The 18437-nt window shown below is 33.5% G+C and carries 24 protein-coding genes; 23 read left to right on the top strand and 1 reads right to left on the bottom strand.

From position 1 onward, the window contains the following. Positions 1–87 precede the first annotated feature (87 nt). The 16 genes from EUBIFOR_RS06180 to EUBIFOR_RS06105 all read left to right on the top strand — a co-directional run bounded on the left by EUBIFOR_RS06180 (position 88) and on the right by EUBIFOR_RS06105 (position 14154). Positions 88–1245 carry an AI-2E family transporter gene (locus tag EUBIFOR_RS06180; RefSeq protein ID WP_003865116.1) on the top strand — a complete coding sequence of 386 codons (1158 nt, stop codon included), beginning with the start codon at positions 88–90 and terminating at the stop codon, positions 1243–1245. 60 nt (positions 1246–1305) lie between these two features. Next, positions 1306–1644, top strand: coding sequence for an ankyrin repeat domain-containing protein (locus EUBIFOR_RS06175; RefSeq protein ID WP_003865115.1), 339 nt, complete (start codon positions 1306–1308; stop codon positions 1642–1644). A gap of 12 nt (positions 1645–1656) precedes the next feature. After that, the gene (locus EUBIFOR_RS06170) at positions 1657–2607 is read left to right on the top strand and encodes a helix-turn-helix transcriptional regulator (protein ID WP_040466254.1); all 951 of its coding nucleotides are present in this window, start codon (positions 1657–1659) and stop codon (positions 2605–2607) included. 44 nt (positions 2608–2651) lie between these two features. Next, positions 2652–4121: a DUF2779 domain-containing protein gene (locus EUBIFOR_RS06165; protein ID WP_040466253.1), complete on the top strand. Its 1470-nt coding sequence runs from the start codon at positions 2652–2654 to the stop codon at positions 4119–4121. Beyond that, positions 4114–5088: a zinc dependent phospholipase C family protein gene (locus EUBIFOR_RS06160; protein WP_003865112.1), complete on the top strand. Its 975-nt coding sequence runs from the start codon at positions 4114–4116 to the stop codon at positions 5086–5088. Before EUBIFOR_RS06165 ends, EUBIFOR_RS06160 begins: the two co-directional genes overlap by 8 nt. A gap of 249 nt (positions 5089–5337) precedes the next feature. Next, positions 5338–5898 (top strand): elongation factor P, encoded by a 561-nt coding sequence (efp, locus tag EUBIFOR_RS06155; protein ID WP_003865111.1) that lies wholly within the window; start codon positions 5338–5340, stop codon positions 5896–5898. A 66-nt stretch (positions 5899–5964) separates the two neighbouring features. Continuing rightward, entirely contained in the window at positions 5965–6735 is a 771-nt protein-coding gene (locus tag EUBIFOR_RS06150) for a hypothetical protein (protein ID WP_003865110.1), read from the top strand. Between the two features lie 22 nt (positions 6736–6757). Further along, complete coding sequence (cmk, locus tag EUBIFOR_RS06145; RefSeq protein WP_040466252.1) at positions 6758–7399, top strand: (d)CMP kinase; 642 nt, start codon at positions 6758–6760, stop codon at positions 7397–7399. Between the two features lie 20 nt (positions 7400–7419). Further along, a complete protein-coding gene (gene der / locus EUBIFOR_RS06140) occupies positions 7420–8727 on the top strand; it encodes a ribosome biogenesis GTPase Der (RefSeq protein WP_003865108.1) in 1308 nt (435 codons plus the stop codon). A gap of 13 nt (positions 8728–8740) precedes the next feature. Beyond that, positions 8741–9736, top strand: a complete 996-nt coding sequence (locus EUBIFOR_RS06135; protein ID WP_003865107.1) for an NAD(P)H-dependent glycerol-3-phosphate dehydrogenase — start codon at positions 8741–8743, stop codon at positions 9734–9736. A gap of 1 nt (position 9737) precedes the next feature. After that, entirely contained in the window at positions 9738–10025 is a 288-nt protein-coding gene (locus EUBIFOR_RS06130) for an HU family DNA-binding protein (RefSeq protein WP_003865106.1), read from the top strand. 38 nt (positions 10026–10063) lie between these two features. Beyond that, complete coding sequence (locus tag EUBIFOR_RS06125) at positions 10064–11434, top strand: LTA synthase family protein (protein WP_050755948.1); 1371 nt, start codon at positions 10064–10066, stop codon at positions 11432–11434. A 162-nt stretch (positions 11435–11596) separates the two neighbouring features. After that, a complete protein-coding gene (locus EUBIFOR_RS06120) occupies positions 11597–12025 on the top strand; it encodes a hypothetical protein (RefSeq protein WP_003865104.1) in 429 nt (142 codons plus the stop codon). A gap of 70 nt (positions 12026–12095) precedes the next feature. Further along, positions 12096–12422, top strand: coding sequence for a YolD-like family protein (locus tag EUBIFOR_RS06115; RefSeq protein WP_003865103.1), 327 nt, complete (start codon positions 12096–12098; stop codon positions 12420–12422). Between the two features lie 146 nt (positions 12423–12568). Next, the gene (locus EUBIFOR_RS06110) at positions 12569–12889 is read left to right on the top strand and encodes a helix-turn-helix domain-containing protein (protein WP_003865102.1); all 321 of its coding nucleotides are present in this window, start codon (positions 12569–12571) and stop codon (positions 12887–12889) included. Continuing rightward, entirely contained in the window at positions 12889–14154 is a 1266-nt protein-coding gene (locus tag EUBIFOR_RS06105) for a type II toxin-antitoxin system HipA family toxin (RefSeq protein WP_147587384.1), read from the top strand. The genes EUBIFOR_RS06110 and EUBIFOR_RS06105 overlap by 1 nt, the downstream gene beginning before the upstream one ends. Before the next feature lie 8 nt (positions 14155–14162). On the opposite strand, the gene EUBIFOR_RS06100 is transcribed toward EUBIFOR_RS06105, so the two are convergent. Further along, on the bottom strand, positions 14163–15422 hold the full coding sequence (locus EUBIFOR_RS06100; protein ID WP_003865100.1) for a Y-family DNA polymerase: 1260 nt from the start codon (positions 15420–15422) through the stop codon (positions 14163–14165). Positions 15423–15575: 153 nt separating this feature from the next. On the opposite strand from EUBIFOR_RS06100, the gene EUBIFOR_RS06095 reads away from it, so the two are divergent. From EUBIFOR_RS06095 to EUBIFOR_RS06070, 7 genes are all read left to right on the top strand, one after another. Next, positions 15576–16166, top strand: a complete 591-nt coding sequence (locus EUBIFOR_RS06095; RefSeq protein WP_003865099.1) for a helix-turn-helix domain-containing protein — start codon at positions 15576–15578, stop codon at positions 16164–16166. Positions 16167–16178: 12 nt separating this feature from the next. Next, positions 16179–16754 carry a histidine phosphatase family protein gene (locus EUBIFOR_RS06090; protein WP_003865098.1) on the top strand — a complete coding sequence of 192 codons (576 nt, stop codon included), beginning with the start codon at positions 16179–16181 and terminating at the stop codon, positions 16752–16754. 54 nt (positions 16755–16808) lie between these two features. After that, positions 16809–17138 (top strand): hypothetical protein, encoded by a 330-nt coding sequence (locus EUBIFOR_RS06085; protein WP_244264157.1) that lies wholly within the window; start codon positions 16809–16811, stop codon positions 17136–17138. Continuing rightward, complete coding sequence (locus EUBIFOR_RS06080) at positions 17138–17464, top strand: hypothetical protein (protein ID WP_003865096.1); 327 nt, start codon at positions 17138–17140, stop codon at positions 17462–17464. Before EUBIFOR_RS06085 ends, EUBIFOR_RS06080 begins: the two co-directional genes overlap by 1 nt. Positions 17465–17483: 19 nt before the next feature. Then, positions 17484–17717 carry a KilA-N domain-containing protein gene (locus EUBIFOR_RS13430; RefSeq protein WP_050755947.1) on the top strand — a complete coding sequence of 78 codons (234 nt, stop codon included), beginning with the start codon at positions 17484–17486 and terminating at the stop codon, positions 17715–17717. Further along, on the top strand, positions 17677–17898 hold the full coding sequence (locus EUBIFOR_RS13490) for a KilA-N domain-containing protein (protein ID WP_315969420.1): 222 nt from the start codon (positions 17677–17679) through the stop codon (positions 17896–17898). Before EUBIFOR_RS13430 ends, EUBIFOR_RS13490 begins: the two co-directional genes overlap by 41 nt. 317 nt (positions 17899–18215) lie before the next feature. Continuing rightward, positions 18216–18437, top strand: a 222-nt coding sequence (locus EUBIFOR_RS06070) for a helix-turn-helix transcriptional regulator (protein WP_003865094.1), incomplete at its 3' end; no start/stop codon positions are given.

Genomic DNA, 18437 nt, shown 5'->3' with positions numbered 1-18437 from the left:
ATGAAAAAAAGATGTAAATAAAAAATTTAAAAAAATGATTTTCATTTTAAAAGATAGTATAATAAATTCGATTTGAGGTGGTTTTTAGTGGACCTACATGAAAAAGAGAAGATGTACCAAAGACTTATAATTTTTACACTATTGATTGGAATGGTTATCTATTATTTTGAAAAGATTTTTTGTTTTTTAGGTTGGATTGGACAAATGTGCTTACCATTTTTACTTGGAGCCGGCTTGGCTTTTGTGTTTAATATTATTTCGAATAATCTAATGCGCTATTCGATAAAATGGTTTGACATCAAAGATACAAAAATCAAACGAATTATTTCGAATGTATTATCGGTTCTAATCGTTTTTGCCGTCTTTGTCGCATTTGTTGGAATTGTCATACCAAGAATTTTATTTTCTATTCAATTGCTGCTGACAAATTTTCCACAAATGATTTATGAATTATATATTTGGCTTTTAGATATCACAAAAAATATTGATGTGATTCATGATTCCTTAAAAAACTTAGACATCAACGCCTTTAGTACCTTTGCGATTGATAATGTCTCAAAAAAAATAAGTTCATGGCTCGTTTCTGGGGGAGCTAACGATATATTCGGCTCTATTTTTACAATTTTATCCACAACATTTTCATGGTTTGCGCAAGCCTTTATCACCATTGTCTTTTCTTTTTTATTGCTCTTTAATAAAGAACAAGTCGTACGTGAAACAAAATCTTTATTAAAAGCTTATCTTCCTGAAAAAAATTATGATCGAGTGCGCCACGTATTAAAACTCATTGTTCGCATATTTACAAGTTATGTGGGAGGAACCTGCTTAGAATGTTTAATTCTTGCAAGTTTAGTCACTGCAGGAGCCTTGATTTTAAAAATACCATACGCATTTTTAGTTGGACTTGTCGTGGGTATTGGCGCTTTGGTACCTATGTTTGGAGCTTTGGTTGCCGCTATATTATGTGCTTTCTTTATTGCGATGACATCCCCTGTACAAGGTCTAACTTTTATCATTATGTTTATTTGTATCCAACAAGTCGAAGGAAACTTTATTTATCCTCATGTCGTTGGAAAATCCGTTGGTTTTCCACCCATGTATATCATTGTTGCGATCACAATTGGAGCGAATGTTGCAGGCATTATTGGAATCATTATCTTTATTCCAATTTGTTCATGCATCTATCAATTGGTGAGTGAAGATGTGTTAAGTCGTCTTCAAAAAGTAAAAGAGGTAACTGATTAATTTGACATAAATGATGTCTATTTAAATTGTATCCTTTGAGTATAGAAAGAAGGATACAATATGAACGCAGAAAAAAGATTAGCTATGGATTTATTAGATGCCGTATGGAAAGAGGATGTACAAAAAGTTGAATATTGTTTACAACTTGGTGCAAGTCCAAGTTGGGTATTTAATGGGTATCCAATTTTGATGCATGCCATCAGCATTGGAAATGAAGAAATTGTAAATATTTTAATTGATGCCGGAGCCATTCAAAAACAAGAGGCTTTAGGTTTTGCGCTTGAAAGAGGGATTGGTCAAATGATACGTCCACTTGTATTTCGTGGTATTGTTCCTAAACATTTTGAGCCAAAAAAAGGCTTTGGTTACTATCCCCAAAGATTTTGCAGCACACACTAAAAGGAGAAAACAATGAATCGAACAAACTTATGCATTCGCATGCTACAACTTTTAAAGGCAAGAGGAAAGATGAATACAACACAACTTGCTTCAGAACTAGAAGTAAATCCACGAAATATTCGTGAATTTAAAAAAGAACTTGTGCTTGCAGGCTATAACGTAGAAGAAGTGAAAGGGCGCTATGGAGGCTATATCTTAAATGATCAATATGATCTTCCGGTCACTATTTTTAGTGACGAACAAAAGGATGCATTGGTACAATCGTATAAATTTATGCGTACACAAAAAGATTTTAAACCACTCTCTTTATATTGTGATGCTATGGATAAGATTATTGCGACAAGTAAAATTTCATCAAACGATTCATTACACTACATGTCAAATTCAATCAAGTTGGATCAAAAGACTTCAACTATGATCGACAAGACGCAACAAGCCATAAATCTAGGCCTATGCGTCCTTTTGTCGTACCAATCTTTACAAGATGAAACCCCCAAAGAATTTGAGGTTGAGCCCTACGAAATAATTCACTATCATAAATCCTATTATTTAATTGGCTTTTCCTTATTGAGAAAAGATTATCGTATGTATCGTTTCAGCTTAGAACGTATGTATTCATGTGAAATCTCATCAAGACATTTTATTCGTGATAATCATTTCCATTTAAGTAACTATATTGGAGAGCATTCTCTAATTCCTTTAGATTTAAAACAAATACAAGTCAGAGCCTATCATAATGAGAATGGTCTTCGTTTGTTTAAAGAAAAATATTGGGGTAATAAACTACAAATCATCAATAAACAAGAGGGTTTCACCGACTTTGAATTTTATACAGACGACCTGTCGAATTTGTATCAATCTTTATTTGCGATGACAAATCAAGTAGAAATCTTGCAGCCAGAAGATGTGAAGTCAAACTATGTTATGCGCGTTAAAAAAATATTAAACGCTTATAAAGGATGAAAAGATTTGATTTTTGAAGTACAATAAGAATGGTGAAAAATTTTATGTTACATGTATCAGATTTAATGCGTGAAATGAAATGTGACTGTTTTTGTTGGAACAGTGTCCACAATTCAATTCACCAAGAAAGTTTTTATAAAATGGATTGTCCATTCTCAAACCTTTGGCAAACGTATCTAAACGCAACAAATTGCGGTTTAGGTCATTCCATGGATTCAAATGAACAATCTTTAAAGTTATTAGAAGAAAATGATGTCGTATGTTTTGCACGATTCGAATATAAGGAGTGTCGTACAAAAATTCCATATCTAAAAAAAGTAGAGAATGGATATATGGCTGTATATCCACATTTAAGTGCATATCCAAAAGAGAATGAGGCGTTGATTATGAAAATCAATGAAATCATTCTATCTCATTGTGGTATTCACGTGACTCAAAATCGCATTGTGTATTTAAATAAGGAATATATTCGCAAAGAAAGTCTAGATTTAAATGAATTGTTATGCATAAGTGATAAGCTATTCAATAAGCGTAATCATTTATCGAAAACGATTGCCGAGTGTATAGATGAAGTGGATATTGATTTGGATCGTTGGATTGAAAGAACTAAAGAAATTTTGAATCGTACGAGCATCACTCCAGTGCGTACAAAACAATGTACGGCATTAAGAAGATGTAATTATTATCCTGTATGTTTTGACGAATCCAACGAACCCGATGATTCTATTTTGTTTTTTACGACCAATCAACATAAATTAGATGCCTATAACCGTGGCATTCGTCATATTCATGAATTGCCATTGAATCAAATTGAAGGGTTTCGTCTTCAATATGCGCAATATATGGCAAGTAAAACGAATAAACCATTTATGGATCGGGCCGCATTAAAAGTATGGATGAAACAAATTCAGTATCCAATTTCATATCTAGATTTTGAATGGGATACCTTTGCCATACCACCTTATGAAAATATGAAGCCTTTTGATGTGCTTTGCTTCCAATATAGTTTGCATGTAGAAACACAAGACGGAAATTTGAAACATTATAATTTCTTTGAATCGAAAGATTGCAGAAGACATTTTATTGAGCAATTGATTCAAGACCTTCCAAAAACAGGGACGATTCTTGTATACAATATGGAAGGCGCTGAAAAGCTAAGATTGAAGCAACTTGCGAGTCAATTTGAAGAATATAGAGAAGAATTAGATGCAATCTGTTCTAGAATGGTAGATTTATCAAAGCCTTTTGAAGCTGGATTGTATTATAATTCAAAAATGCGCGGACATTATTCTTTAAAGAGTATATTACCCGTCTTTTCAAAAGATGTTTCTTATCTTGATTTAGATATTCAAAATGGTTTGAATGCGGTCTTTGCGTATCGTACATATGATGATAAGGATGAAGAAGAGAAAAATGAAGTAAAAAAAGCCATTTCAACATATTGCCAAATGGATACATATGCTGAATATATTGTATATCATGGTTTGATTGAGGAGGTAAAAAACAATGCCTAATATTATTACACATACTTTATTTGCACAGGAAATCTTTGATAAAGTAGATGAAGCTACACATGATTTATTTGAACCAAGACTACAACTTTTAGAAATCGGTTCAAATGGACCTGATTTTCTATTCTTTCATGGAATGAATCCAAAAGATTTTTATAAGAAAAGTGATTTAAGAGTTGCAGGAAGCATGTTTCATGCAGCACATGTCAATGATTTTTACCAAAAGGCTTTGATTTCAATTCGTAATGAACAAGATGAAGACATCAAAAAAGATATGATGACCTATGTTTGCGGACATTTATGTCATTGGGCATTGGATGCGACAAGTCATCCTTACGTTTTTTATCGTACTGGTCCATGTAAAGGAAAAAGTGCTTGGTATCATCATCGTTTTGAATCTTTATTGGATGCGATCATGTTGAAGGTGAAGCGTGAGTGTACAATTGAAGATTTTAAATTTTATGAAGTATGTGATGTAACTAAAGAGCAAGCTAGAGCGATTGCACGTATTTATGTTGTGGCAATTCGTCAAATCTTAGGTTTTGATATTAAGCCACATCAAATTTTAGAAAGTTTAAACGATTGGCATTTTATTGAAACACTGTTCTATGATGCTTCTGGAGATAAGTTGAAGGCGCTTCAAACATTAGAAACATTCACAAAGGCCTATAACTCTTTATCTGGATATATTGTTCCGAATCATCCAGATGATCCATATGATGTAATGAATCTTTTACATACGCGTTGGCATCATCCAAGTGACAGTTCGTTTGTTTCAACGGAAAGTTTCTTTGATCTATATGATCGTGCTCAATTATTGGCTATGGAAGCTATTCGTCTATTTTTAGCGGCTTGTCAAAATCCAGATTTAGATGAAGATCTATTGTTATTGATCAAGGATAGAAATTATAATTTGGGTGTTTCAAACCAGGCTGAAATGACAAATTTTGATTTAATTTTTGAAAAATAGGTGGAAGGGTTTACAAGTTTACGAAATAGGGGTATTATATGGGTGGTAAGAGATAGAAAGTATGGCTCACCTTTCGACTCAAAATCCATCTTGTGTGTATATATCCTTCCTTAATAACACATAAGAAATTACTTTATCGATCCTTTCGATGAAAGAAAGCACTTCGGTGCTTTTTTTCTTTTTCTTGACAAAATTCAAGCGTGATATAAAATAATTTAGGTTAAACATACAATTTTAAAGGAGAAAAACATGATTAGTTCAAATGATTTAAAACCAGGTCTTACAATTTTAGTCGATGGTGAAATCTATACAGTTTTAGAAGCGTCACAAAATAAAACCGCTCGTAGTGCCATGGTTGTTAAGGCAAAAGTTCGTAACATTCGTACAGGAAGTAATGTTGAATTGTCTTGGGGCGGTGGAGAAAAGGTTGAACCTGCTCAAATTGAAAAAAGAGAAATGCAATATTTATATGATACAGAAGATGCCATGGTATTTATGGATAATGAAACATATGATCAAGTCGAAATTCCTATGGATCGTCTAAAATGGGAAAGAAACTTTATTGTTCCAAACTCAAATGTAAATATTTCAAGTTATGAAGGTGAAATTTTAGGTGTTATTTTACCAGATAAGGCAACTTTAAAAATCGTTGAGTGTGAACAAGCCGTTAAGGGAGATACAGCTACTTCTGCAAGTAAAAACGCTGTTTTAGAAACGGGATTAGAAGTAAAAGTTCCTTTATTTATCAATCAAGATGAATTGATTGTAGTAAATACAAATGATGGTAAATATTCAGGACGTGCAAAATAGGCGATTGCCTATTTTTCTTTTTTTGTTGAATAGTGTATAATAGTAAAGAATGTTTAGGAGGTACTTATGACTCAACTTTCAAGAAAACAAAAGTATCAAGAACTTAGAGATCGTTTAGATGAAGAAACAACTGCAGCTCAAGCACAGCCAGTAAAACTACAAAGACTATCACGTGTAGATAGTGGTTCACATGCCAATAAGCCATTGTATCCACATGATACGGTGCGTGTTTCTCCAACTGTAAAAGAAATGCCTACTTCTCCAGTTATGGAAGATCTTCTTGGAGAAGTAAAACAATACAATATTGATAATGGAAATCGTATTACAGATGATACGCAGATCAATATTTTAAAACAATTGGATTCAACGAGTGAAACAAGAAAAAGAAATCAACATGTGATTCCAATGGAAACAGATGATGAAGATTTAGGTTCGACAATGAAAATTTCAAAACCTACAACACAAGAGTTTGAAAGACCTGTTCGCCAAGAACCTAAGGAAGAAAAAATTGTCTTAACAAGTGATGATGTAGAAGATGTCAAAAAACCTGTGGATGACAATTTGGATTTAATGTTCTTATCTGGTGATGATTTTGATAAAACAGAAGAACAACAAAAAAATGAAAAGAAGAAAAAATCAAAACGTAAAAAAGAAAAACGTGATGAACTTGAATCTATGCCTAGTGCAAAAATGCGCATGAAAACTTCGGATTTTGAAAAAGCAAGTAAAAAAGGGAAGAAGGGTTCAGAAATCGTATTAAATGTCGTATTAGGTATATTAATTATTGCCTTAGTTGCGATTATTGGTTATTTGGTTTGGACATTTAAGAATATTTAATGGAGGACTGAAATGAAAAAAAATTAATATTGCGATTGATGGCCCTAGTGGGGTCGGAAAAAGTACGATTGCGGATATTGTTGCTGAAAAGTTAGGTATGAAACATTTGGATACGGGTGCTATGTATCGTTGTGTAGCATATAAGACTTTAAAAGACAACATGGATATTCATGATGAAAATGCGATGAGTGATTTAATGGATTCGATTGATATTCATTTTGACGAAGAAAATCATGTATATTTAGATGGGGAAGATGTTTCTAAAGAAATTCGTATGAATGATGTTTCGATGCAGGCAAGTAAAACGAGTCAGCTTGCGATCGTTCGTAAAAAATTAGTGAATCTTCAACAAAAAGTATGTGCAAGTAAAGGCTTTATTGTAGATGGTAGAGATATTTGTTCTGTTGTTTTGCCGGATGCAGAAGTTAAGATTTTTATGAGTGCTTCAAGTAAGGCAAGAGCCCAAAGAAGATATGATGAATATATTTCTAAGGGAATCAATGCAGATTATGAGACAATCTATCAAGATATTGTCGCAAGAGATTATCAGGATACGCATCGTGAAATTTCGCCTTTACAAAAAACAGAAGATGCAATTGAAATTGACACTTCAAACCTAACTATAGATGAAGTCGTTTCAAAAGTATTAGAAATAGTCGAATAATGTAGAAAGGGGACCACAATATGATTCGAGGTACTGTGGCCATAGTTGGTCGGCCAAACGTTGGAAAATCAACGATATTCAATCGTTTGATTGGACAAAGAAAGAGCATTGTAGATGATACGCCCGGAGTAACAAGAGATAGAATTTATGGTGAAGTGGAATGGCTGACACAAACTTTTCGCTTGATCGATACGGGTGGTATTCAAATTGAGGACCAGGCATTTGCCCAGGAAATCAATATGCAAGTAGATATTGCGATTGAAGAAGCGGATGTTATTATTTTCTTAACTTCGGCAAAAGAAGGTGTAATGACAGATGATACAGTTATCGCAAGAAAACTACAAAAGTGTAAAAAGCCAGTTATTTTGGCTTGTAATAAAGTGGACAATCCAGAAATGCAGATGAATGTATATGAATTCTATGCTTTAGGTCTAGGAGATCCTGTTGTACTTAGTGGAGCTCATGGTATTGGACTTGGAGATTTATTGGATATTGTCTTGGAAAAACTTCCAGAAAAGAATTTATCTCCATATGAAGGTATTACTTCATTTTGTGTCATTGGACGTCCAAATGTTGGAAAATCAAGTTTAGTCAATTCAATCTTAAAAGAAGATCGTGTTATTGTATCCAATGTTGAAGGTACAACGCGTGATGCGATTGATACGCCATTTCATGTTGACGATAAAGAATATATGATTATTGATACGGCTGGTATTCGTAAAAAAGGTAAGATTTATGAGAATATTGAAAAATATTCGATCTTACGTGCTTTAAGTGCTATTGATCGTAGTAATGTTGTTTTATTCTTAATTGATGGTGAAAAAGGTATTCGTGATCAGGATAAGCATGTTGCAGGTCTTGCGCATGATGCTGGTAAAGGTGTCATCATTGTCTACAATAAGTGGGATACAGTCGAAAAAGATGAAAAGACAATGGCTAAGATTGAAAAGGAAATTCGTGCTCAATTCTTATATTTGAACTATGCACCAATTGCGTTTACTTCAGCACTGACTGGAAGTAAAGTGAATCAATTGATTCCTTTGATTGATCAGGTACATGATGCATGTACTTTGCGTATTCCAACAAATATTTTAAATGATGTGATTCTAGATGCACAGATGATGAATCCGGCAAAACCACACTTGGGTAAACAATTAAAGATTTATTATGCTAGTCAAGTTGCGGTTGAACCTCCAACGATTGTATTATTTGTGAATGATCCAGAATTATTACATTTTAGTTATGCTCGTTATATTGAAAATAAATTAAGAGAAGCATTTGGCTTTACGGGAACACCAATTAAAATTTTGGCTCGTAAACGCTCATAGTAAGGAGTTAAATATGCGTACTGTTGTGATTGGTAGTGGAAGCTGGGGAACAGCTTTAGCTCAAGTTTTACAAGATAATCATCAAAAAGTTATGGTTTATGGTGTTGCAGAAAATGAAGTGAATGACATCAATGAAAATCATAAAAACTCAAAATATTTTGGGGATGTAGAATTAAATCCTGAATTAAAAGCTACGACAGATATTGAATGCGTAAAAGGAGCCGATATTGTATTATTGGCCGTTCCTACAATCGCAATTGATCCAATTTGTCATCAAATTAATGATTTGTTAGAAAAAAAGACAATCATTATCAATGTTTCAAAAGGGTTCCATCCAGAAACAAATGAAAGAATGTCACAAGTTATTCGTCGTTGTATTGATGAAGATAAATTAAGTTCAGTTGTAAGTTTAATTGGTCCAAGTCATGCAGAAGAAGTTGTTATTCGTTTATTGACTACAATTGATGCGATCAGTTTAAAAAATGAGGATGCGCTTACCGTTCAAAATTTATTCTCAAATCAATACTTGCGTATTTATACAGGTAATGATGAAATTGGTTCAGAACTTGGAGTTGCGATTAAAAATGTCATGGCTATTGCTTCTGGAATCTTATCTGGTTTAGGTTACCAAGATAATACGCGCGCAGCCTTGATTACGCGTGGCTTACAAGAAATGATTCGTTATGGTGTTCATTTTGGTGGTCAACAAAAAACATTCATGGGACTTACTGGAATTGGAGACTTGATTGTAACTTGTACAAGTGTACATTCTCGTAATTTTGAGGCTGGATATCAAATTGGTAAAGAAAATTCTGTTGAAAACTTCTTTAAGAACAACACAAAGACTGTAGAAGGTGTTCGTACCGCAAAAATTGTGCATCGTGTTGCGACAGAAAATGGTATTGATATGCCAATTTGTGAAGAAGTTTACCAAATCTTATATAATGGAAAACTTCCAAGTGATTGTGCACAAGATTTAATGATTCGTGATTTAAAGAAGGAATTTTAGTATGGGAAAGTATGTTAATAAGGAGTCTTTAACACAGACTTTATCAATTCAATTAAATATGTCTAAAAAAGATGCTGCATATGCAGTGGATTTGATTTTTAATGAAATGAGTGATGCCTTGGCAAGTGATGGTCATGTCGATATTACTGCGTTTGGTAAGTTTGAAATTTTTGACCGTAAATCAAGAATGGGTATCAATCCTGTGACAAAAGAAAGAATGATGATTCAGGCAACAAAACTTCCTAAGTTTCGTCCAAGTCAGACTTTAAAAAATAAGTGCAACAAATAGGTCTTATGACCTATTTTTGTCTTTCGAAAGGATTGGTTATGAGTATATTTATTGTTACATTCGCATTTACATTGGCAATTTCGAGCAAGTGGGCTTATTCTTATTTTGGACTTTCTAGTTTTGAACAAATTGTATACCACATTAAAGTTCCGTTAGAAGGTACCAATACACAATTTATTTTTGGTTGGATGAAAAAATGCTTACTTCCAGGCTTTATTTTTGGCCTTATTTTTAGTTGGGTTCCTATTAATATTGCGAAAATGATTCTTTTACTTTGTTGTATATATGGTCTTTGTCAAATTCATTTCTTTTCATATGTCTTTGATCAATTTAAGAAAACGGATTTTTATGATACATATTTTGTCGAATCTGAAGTGATTTCACCTGAAAAGAAGATGAATTTTATTCACATTTATTTAGAATCGATGGAAACAACCTATGCCACAAAAGAAGATGGAGGAGATGCCAATGAAGATTTACTGCCTTATTTGACTAAACTTACAAAAGACTCCGTTTCTTTTTCGCAACATGAGAAAATTGGTGGCGCTAGAGTCTTAACAGGAACAGGTTGGACTACAGGCGGTATTGTTGCGAGCACTTCAGGTCTTCCTTTGATTTTTAGTTTAAAACATAAATTTTGTAAGGATAAAGTTCCATTTATGCCAAAAGTCAATACACTTGGCGATATTCTAGAAAAAGATGGCTATAATCGTGTATTTATGATTGGTTCAGATGCAACATTTGGAGGTAGACGAAGCTATTTTGATCAACATGGTCATTATGATATTCAAGATACAGTTTCTTTAAAAGAAGAAGGAATTCTTGATAAGGATTATCATGCGTTCTGGGGGTTTGAGGATGATAAACTCTTTGAATTTGCGAAAGAGAAGATTTCAGATTTATCCAAATCTTCTAAACCTTTTGACTTTGAAATGTTGACTGTTGATACCCATCATCCTTATGGGTATCAATCTAAAAATTGTAAGAATTTATTTAAAGAATCCTTATCGAATTCGATTTATCATACAGATGAAAATCTAAAAGATTTTATGGAATGGCTAAAGAAACAAGATTTCTACAAAGATACAGTTATAGTCATTCAGGGTGATCATACAAGTATGGCGGCTGAATATATTCATGATACTTATTCATCGAACTATGATCGAAGAGTTTGGAACACATTCATTCATTCAAGAGTAAAGCCTGTAAAAGAAAAAAATCGAGACTTTACGACTATGGATTTTTATCCTACAATATTAGCGGCTTTAGGTTATAAGATCAAAGGGAATAAACTTGGTCTTGGGACAAATCTATTTAGTGATACATCTACGCTTACTGAAAAGTTCGATGCAGATTTTGTGGATCAAGAGATTAAAAGAAATTCAACTTTCTATAGGAGGCTCATGTGAGAAAAAAATTTCGTAGTTTTATAATTATACTTGTTGTTGTGTTTGTCGTATTTTCGATGCTTATAACGACATTTATGCAGATGCTTCGATTCTAACATTCCATAGTGGAATGTTTTTTCATTTTAAAGTAAAATAAAGATAGATGAATCGAGGTTTTTATTTATGACAAAAAAACAGAAAATAAAATTTATAGCTTTATTATCGACAACGGCTTCTCTAGCTATTGGTTCTTATTTCTTTAAAAAGAAAGTAGAGAAGATGAAAGAGAATGGTACTTTTAATACAATGGTCTTTAAAAAGCGTTTAAACCAATATTTAAAGGCAGCTAAAAAAGACGAATTAACTTTAGAAATCATTGATGGCTTACTTGCAGAATTGGATAAAATGAATGATTTTAAGGCAACTCATGAAGGTTTTGAATTAAATCTAGATACAGATAAGTATATGGAACTACAAGATTATCTAGATGCCTACTATTCTCGTTTGGCAAGTTCAAATCATTTTAAACAAGCGGATACAAATGAAGACAATACACAGGTACGTTTAAGAAAGTGTTTGAACACGCAAAAATACATTTTAGAAAATTTCTAAAGAAAGTCTCAAATCTATCTTGAAATTATATAATAAATACGTATGATATCCTTATAAGGATGTGATACACATGGATTTAATACATAAGAAAAAAGAAAATCGAGCTCAGATCTTTCAGAGCTTTGATTCTTTAAAAGGCTTCAAAGAAATGATTCAAGAATGTGAAGTAGAAATTGTAAGTCCAAGAATTTTATCGCAGGATGATTATGAAATCTTAAATGAAAGAGTGCATGAAATTCAAAAAGGAAAACTTGTCACGATTGAGTATTATGATCGTATCAATTATAAAAGAATCACAGGCGTAGTTTCTAAAATCAATCTGGATACGCAAATACTTCAAATCGTAAAGACAAAGATCAACCTAAAACAAATTAGCTACATACAATTAGAGGAGTGAAAACTCCTCTAATATGCTTTGTGGCCATAGCAAACTTATTTTTAATCATTACAATAAAACAATGATTTATATGTTATAATGTTTATAAATATAGACATATATGGAATATATGTTTAAATATATAAACGTTAATGGAGGTTAAGTAAATGGGTAAAAAAGCTGTGACTGTTTTACCAAGTACTGAAAGAATTCTGAATACTATGGGAGAACAAATTAAATTAGCTCGATTACGTAGACAATTATCTGCCGAACTTATTGCCGAAAGGGCAGGAATAAGTCGTGCGACTTTATGGAGTGTTGAAAAAGGTAGTCCATCAGTAGCTATTGGGATTTATGCTGCTGTTTTACATGCTTTGAATAATTTAGATAAAGATTTATTGCTTGTTGCAAAAGATGATGAATTTGGTAGAAAAATGCAAGATTTAAATATGCAGGTCAAGAAACGTGCACCTAAAGGAGAGAGATGATGGAACGCAAGATATTTGTATATGAGAATTTCAGTTCTTTAGAACCTAAAAAGTTAGGCGTATTATATGTGGATACACTTCGCGGCATTGAACATTACTCATTTGAATATGATCAAGACTGGCTAAAACAATCTAAATTTTCTTTTTGTTTGGATCCGGATATATCAATGTTTAGTGGTAGACAATATACAGAAAAGAACATTTTTGGAATGTTTGCAGATGCCTCTCCAGATCGATGGGGACGAATCCTCATGAAACGACGTGAAGCAATTAAAGCTAGAAGTGAAAACAGAAAACCTAATAAAATGTATGATAGTGATTTTCTACTTGGAGTATATGATCAAACGTGTGTCGGGGCACTTCGATTTAAAGATGATGTTAATGGCCCATTTCTTTCAGATGATAAAGAAACAGCGGCACCACCTTGGGCAACACTTCGTTCTTTAGAAGAAGCATCTAGGCAATTTGAAAAAGATGATAATTATTTAAATGATAAATGGCTTAAACAATTATTAAAACCTGGTTCATCTTTGGGTGGAGCAAGACCAAAAGCAACTGTTGAAGATGAGCAAGGTGATTTATGGATCGCAAAATTTCCATCAAAAAACGATGAGTATGATGTTGGTGCATGGGAAAAAGTTGTTCATGATTTGGCAAAATTATGTGGGTTGAATGTACCAGAATCAAAAGTTGAAAAGTTTTCTAAGGATGGTAGTACATTTCTTGTTAAGCGTTTTGATCGAGATGGAGAAAAAAGAATACACTTTGCTTCAGCTATGACAATGCTAGGCAAAAACGATGGTGCCTCTTCGGATGATGGTTCAAGTTATATAGACATAGTTGATTTTATTAGAGCTTATGGCTCTAGTCCCAAAGATGACTTAATTGAGCTTTTTAAACGCATTATCTTTAGTATGGCTGTATCCAATACAGATGATCATTTAAGAAACCATGGCTTTATTTTAAATGATAAAGGTTGGAGATTATCTCCGCTTTATGATGTAAATCCTGTTCCTTACGGAGATGTCCTTTCTTTGAATATTGATAGCTATGATAATAGTATTTCAATTGATTTAGCTATTTCATCAGCTTGTTATTATGATATAAATGAATTTGATGCTGAAGTCTATGCAGATGAAATATTAACAATGGTCAAAAATAATTGGGAACAATTAGCAAAAAAATACGGTATTAATCGTGATCAAATTGAAGAAATGCGGCCTGCTTTCAGCGTATGCTATGAATTCAAAAAATTAGAGGAGTGAAAACTCCTCTAATATGCGTTGTGGCCACCAATCAATGTATTGCGTTTTTTAGCGGTCGCAAAGTCTAGGGCATTCATTCCTTTTAAGATGGCATTCTTGCCATAGCGATGCTTGATTTGAACTAAGGTTTCTTGTAGCTTTTTTTCTCGTTCTACTTTTTCTACGTCTGTAAATAAATCATAATTCTCATAATAATATTCATCTTTCACATCTTGAAAACTTATCGCAATCTGACGTATGGGATAGTTTGGATTCACAATGCGAATATAGAGTCGTTTGAATTCTTCTAATAAGATGGAATAGGAGTTTGTACAATTCGTAATCTTGCATGAGCCACAACTTGGTTTGATACAATCCTTGGAGTAGCCAATCATAAGAGAGATTTGTTTAGTCACCAAATGTTTTTCTGTTAATGTCAATACATTTTGGTCGACCATTTCTTTCATAACCACAAAGGCATTTTTGTAGGAATAGTCCTCAAAAAGAATTTGGGAATTGGATATAGAATGTTGTTTCGATTTATAATTTTTAATGTCTTGAATGGTCGTAGGCTCTTTGCCCCAAGCATGGTCAATGATGTATTCGGCATTTACACCAAATTCTTTATATAATATTTCAATAGGGAATTGGCACAAGTCATACATGTCATAGATACCTAATTTGTGTAATCTTCTTTCTGTTCCGTTTCCAAGCATCCAAAAATCAGTCATAGGTGTATGATGCCATAATGTTTGTCGATATAAGTCTTCATTTAAACAGGCTATGCGATCCGCATTATGTTTGGCGGATATATCCATCGCAATCTTAGCAAGATACAGATTGGTTCCAATGCCTACAGTTGCTATAAGGCCGGTTTTTTCATAAATACGATCTAAAATTTTTTTTGCCAATTCTTTGGCATTGACTTGATAGAGCTTTAAATAATTTGTAATATCCAAAAAAGATTCATCGATGGAATAAACATGAATATCTTCTTTGGCAATAAATTCCAAAAAGATTTTATAGACTCTACAGCTATATTCCATATACAAATGCATTCTAGGTGGAGTAATCATATATTCAATTTTTGGATCAATCTCAAAGATACGACCACGACTCGATACGCCTAATTTCTTAATGGCTGGTGTTGCAGCAAGCGTAATGGCACCACCCCCTCGTGTAGGATCAGCCACTACAAGATTGACTTCAAAGGGATCAAGGCCTTGTTCTACACATTCTACGGATGCATAAAAGGATTTTAAATCAATACATAAATATGTTTTTTGCATAAATACCTCCACACCCCATATCGTTCGTATAAAATCATAGTTAAAAATAAATGAAAATTCAAGATAGATTTGAGACTTTATTAAAAAAGTTAATGAATTTTCACTGGTATTTTATTTATTTTTTGATACTATATAGATAAAGGTGGTGTAACTATGCAGTTAAGACAATTATTACTACAATATGAGATTGAAAATAATATTAAACATGATGAGGCGGCTAAAAGGATAGGAATTGGTCGTGCTACATATTTTCGTTGGTTAAAGGGTGAAAGCACACATTTAAAGGCCAATACATTAAAGAAATTATCCGATATGTTGGATTGTGATGTCAAAAGCATTTTAGATGAAGAAGATAGAATCAAACCTATCGTTGGTAGTGTAAAAGCTGGATATGATGGTTTTCCAATGGAAGATATTGAGGGGTATATTGAATTAAATCGTCATGATGGTAAAAAAGGCGATTACTTTTTACGTGTGCGCGGAGATTCTATGATCAACGCCCATATCTATGAGGGAGATCTTGTCTTTGTAAAACAGACAAATGAAGTGGAGTCTGGAAGTATTGCGATTGTACTTGTGGGTGAGGAAGCGACATTAAAGCGTGTTTTATATAAAAAGGGTTTAATGATTTTAGAAGCCGCAAATCCTAAGATCGACACAAAGGTTTTTACGCCGGAAGAAGTGGAAGAACTTCCTGTAAAAGTAATTGGAAAAGTCTTATATGCTCGTAGAGACTTTGATTGAGGGAGTAATTGAATGAAGATTTGGATTACTAGACATGGCCAGACGGCTTTAAATAAACAAAAATTAATGCAGGGACTTACAGATGAACCTTTAAATGAGACGGGAATTCAACAAGCAAAAGAGGCAAGAAAAAAGATTGGTGATATTCATTTTGATGCGGTATATGCAAGTCCTCTACAAAGAGCGATTCAAACAGCTTCGATTATTGCTAATGTAGATCAAAAGGATGTAAAGATTGATTCTCGTATTATTGAAGTGGATTTTGGGGATTACGAGCTTCGTAACTACTTTAAATTAGGATTAAAAATGACTTCCTATTGGGCTTTTCCTGAATTGTTGCCAAATCCTAAGTCGGTTGAATCAGTCAAGAGTATGGTCAAACGAAGTCAATCCTTTTTAAAGGAACTTGAAAAGAAGAATTATGAGAATGTATTGATTGTATGTCATGGTGGTATCATTCGTTCTTTATGTGGCTATCTAGAAGATCGTAAAAACGGTATTAAGTGGAGACCAAAGCCTAACAATTGTGAGATTCGTGTTTATGAATCGAATCATGGTAAGCATACATTTATTGAAACATTCAAGTAAGGGTTGTATATAGAAACATTTCCTGTTACTAGCCACGTGGAAACCATTGTACTTTTGTCCCACAAATCACCAGATAGTGTTATTAATGTAAAAGTGGAATTTGGAAAAGGTAAGGGGAAAGTGCCGTTGGATGCGATTGCAGAGCGGGCAAAGAAATATCAGCCGAAACCGAAAATTACATATAAAATGATACAGGAATATGTTGAAAAGAAATATGGATTTAAAGTACATACTGCGTATATTGCAGAGGTGAAAAGGTCTTTGGGATTAACAATGTATGATGCTCCTAATGCGGTAGAGGAATTGAAACAGCCGAGGAAGTGTCCACCGAAAGAGAAGGTAGAAGCGATAGCGGATGCACTTAAATGTTTTGAGGTAATTTAATGGATGAAAGGATTTATCAGATTGTAGAGCAGATAGTTGAAATACATCAAAAAGCCTATGAGTTTTATTTGCCGTTGGTTGAAGATGTGTGTAGTAGAACTGTATCAGAGGCTGAATTATCGCATTTGCTTGATTATCTACTGGACCTTGCGTGTGATGAAAAAATATTGGAGTTGTATAAAAGGGTGTGTAGAAGTATTTGTATATATATCCCGGTTGTATTAAGAGTTATATTGACGCATATTGGAAAATGTGGGAAGAGGAAGATAGTTATTCAGCAGATTTTTCTTAAAAGGAAAGAAAATAAGGTATTTCAAATATTATGATGTGATTACAGGAGGCACAATGGGGAAAATAATTAAAGATACAATTCATGCAAATGGGATAGATATTGGAATTTATACGCAGGATTTTGAGAATGAATTTATTTCATTAACGGATATTGCCCGGTATAAGAGCGATGACCCGACGGCGGTTATTCAAAACTGGATGAGAAATCGGGATGTTATAGAATTTCTAGGATTATGGGAAAGGTTACATAATCCAGACTTTAAACCCCTCGAATTCGAGGGGGTTTAAAAAGCAGGCTGGAGCCAATGCGTTTACAATATCACCCAAGAAATGGATAGAAGCGACAGATGCTATTGGCATCGTTTCAAAAGCAGGACGTTATGGGGGAACATACGCTCATAGCGATATCGCTATGTCTTTCGCAACTTGGATTTCTCCTGAGTTTCAGTTATATATTATGAAAGACTAGGAATAACAAAACTTTCGGATAATAAATATCATGTAAGATATAGTTTGACTAGCAGACAGAAAAAAATATTAGGTGCAGTTGGTGTAACAGAAAAAGACTACATGGATAAAGTCAATAAAATAATACAAGCATTGAATGAATTATAAAGAATACCCGTTGTGACAGCACAACGGGATGTTTTTCATATAGAAGTATAAAAATTGCGAGAAGTTGACGTGAGTCTGGAATTATCTGTGAATTCTATGTCAGAAATACTGACATTGATCAGCAAATGTGTTATATTGAAGATATCAGAAAAGCTGACATGGAGGCGCAGCATGGATAAAACCATTGGTATTAGATTAAAAGAAGCAAGAAACAATGTAGGCATGTATCAAGAGGATGCTGCACGTAGTATGGAAATGTCACGCCCAACGCTTAGTGCGATTGAGGCAGGGAAAAGAGCAGTTACAGCAGAAGAAATAAAAGATTTTGCAGGCTTATATCATGTGACAACAAATTGGCTGCTCTTTGGTGCAAATCAAGAGGAGGAAAATCGT

It is taken from the genome of Holdemanella biformis DSM 3989 (genome assembly GCF_000156655.1).
Lineage (GTDB): Bacteria > Bacillota_I > Bacilli_A > Erysipelotrichales > Erysipelotrichaceae > Holdemanella > Holdemanella biformis.
The sequence above is the reverse complement of the archived record's forward strand: the minus strand, read 5'-3'. Positions and strand labels throughout refer to the sequence as shown.

Excerpts from the sequence above, each read along its gene's own strand:
- EUBIFOR_RS06175 (WP_003865115.1), top strand. The coding sequence starts at position 1,306 with ATGAACGCAGAAAAAAGATTAGCTATGGATTTATTAGATGCCGTATGG.
- EUBIFOR_RS06170 (WP_040466254.1), top strand. The coding sequence starts at position 1,657 with ATGAATCGAACAAACTTATGCATTCGCATGCTACAACTTTTAAAGGCA.
- EUBIFOR_RS06165 (WP_040466253.1), top strand. The coding sequence starts at position 2,652 with ATGTTACATGTATCAGATTTAATGCGTGAAATGAAATGTGACTGTTTT.
- EUBIFOR_RS06160 (WP_003865112.1), top strand. The coding sequence starts at position 4,114 with ATGCCTAATATTATTACACATACTTTATTTGCACAGGAAATCTTTGAT.
- efp (WP_003865111.1), top strand. The coding sequence starts at position 5,338 with ATGATTAGTTCAAATGATTTAAAACCAGGTCTTACAATTTTAGTCGAT.
- EUBIFOR_RS06150 (WP_003865110.1), top strand. The coding sequence starts at position 5,965 with ATGACTCAACTTTCAAGAAAACAAAAGTATCAAGAACTTAGAGATCGT.
- der (WP_003865108.1), top strand. The coding sequence starts at position 7,420 with ATGATTCGAGGTACTGTGGCCATAGTTGGTCGGCCAAACGTTGGAAAA.
- EUBIFOR_RS06135 (WP_003865107.1), top strand. The coding sequence starts at position 8,741 with ATGCGTACTGTTGTGATTGGTAGTGGAAGCTGGGGAACAGCTTTAGCT.
- EUBIFOR_RS06130 (WP_003865106.1), top strand. The coding sequence starts at position 9,738 with ATGGGAAAGTATGTTAATAAGGAGTCTTTAACACAGACTTTATCAATT.
- EUBIFOR_RS06125 (WP_050755948.1), top strand. The coding sequence starts at position 10,064 with ATGAGTATATTTATTGTTACATTCGCATTTACATTGGCAATTTCGAGC.
- EUBIFOR_RS06120 (WP_003865104.1), top strand. The coding sequence starts at position 11,597 with ATGACAAAAAAACAGAAAATAAAATTTATAGCTTTATTATCGACAACG.
- EUBIFOR_RS06115 (WP_003865103.1), top strand. The coding sequence starts at position 12,096 with ATGGATTTAATACATAAGAAAAAAGAAAATCGAGCTCAGATCTTTCAG.
- EUBIFOR_RS06110 (WP_003865102.1), top strand. The coding sequence starts at position 12,569 with ATGGGTAAAAAAGCTGTGACTGTTTTACCAAGTACTGAAAGAATTCTG.
- EUBIFOR_RS06105 (WP_147587384.1), top strand. The coding sequence starts at position 12,889 with ATGGAACGCAAGATATTTGTATATGAGAATTTCAGTTCTTTAGAACCT.
- EUBIFOR_RS06100 (WP_003865100.1), bottom strand. The coding sequence starts at position 15,422 with ATGCAAAAAACATATTTATGTATTGATTTAAAATCCTTTTATGCATCC.
- EUBIFOR_RS06095 (WP_003865099.1), top strand. The coding sequence starts at position 15,576 with ATGCAGTTAAGACAATTATTACTACAATATGAGATTGAAAATAATATT.
- EUBIFOR_RS06090 (WP_003865098.1), top strand. The coding sequence starts at position 16,179 with ATGAAGATTTGGATTACTAGACATGGCCAGACGGCTTTAAATAAACAA.
- EUBIFOR_RS06080 (WP_003865096.1), top strand. The coding sequence starts at position 17,138 with ATGGATGAAAGGATTTATCAGATTGTAGAGCAGATAGTTGAAATACAT.
- EUBIFOR_RS13430 (WP_050755947.1), top strand. The coding sequence starts at position 17,484 with ATGGGGAAAATAATTAAAGATACAATTCATGCAAATGGGATAGATATT.